Raw genomic sequence first — 555 nt, forward strand, 5'->3', positions numbered from 1 at the left:
CGTTCGCCGCCGCCGAGGCGGACCGGTCCGCAGAGGTGCTCACCGCCGTCAGCGCTTGGTCGCCAGTCGCCATCCCACTCGGGGTACGTTCCTACCCCGAGAACTACCTGACGAACATGCAACAGTTGACCGAAGAGTCCCTGGCCATATCGATCGCGGGCATCGCGCAAATGTACCCCGACCTGGACGTGCGACGGGTTGTGGAAAGCAGTCACGGTGCGGATCTGGTGATAAATCGCATCGCATCACGTGCGCGGCTCACCGTCATCGGGTCACATGGTCGCGGTCGGGTCGCGCGTTTCATCCTCGGCTCCACAAGCCAGCAGGTCCTCAACCGACTCGCCACGACGACCGTGGTCGTGAGATGACCAGTCCGATCAGTGATCGGGGCAGTCAAATCGCCCACCACAACCCTGACCAGACGGAGGGCCACGGTGTCGTGGTCGTCACGTTCACCTTGCAGTTGGACGAGCGTTCGTCCTCGAGTAGAAGGAGTGCAACATGAATGAGAAGTTGGTTGTCGGTGTGACGGATGCGTCTGCGTCTCGTCGGGCC

1 protein-coding gene is annotated in these 555 nt (G+C 62.2%); it reads left to right on the plus strand.

From position 1 onward, the window contains the following. Positions 1–368 (plus strand): universal stress protein (locus tag ACYVF4_RS13220; protein WP_460723547.1); only part of this gene is annotated, 368 nt, incomplete at its 5' end. Between the last annotated feature and the right edge of the window lie 187 nt (positions 369–555).

Source organism: Microbacterium aureliae, assembly GCF_054780155.1.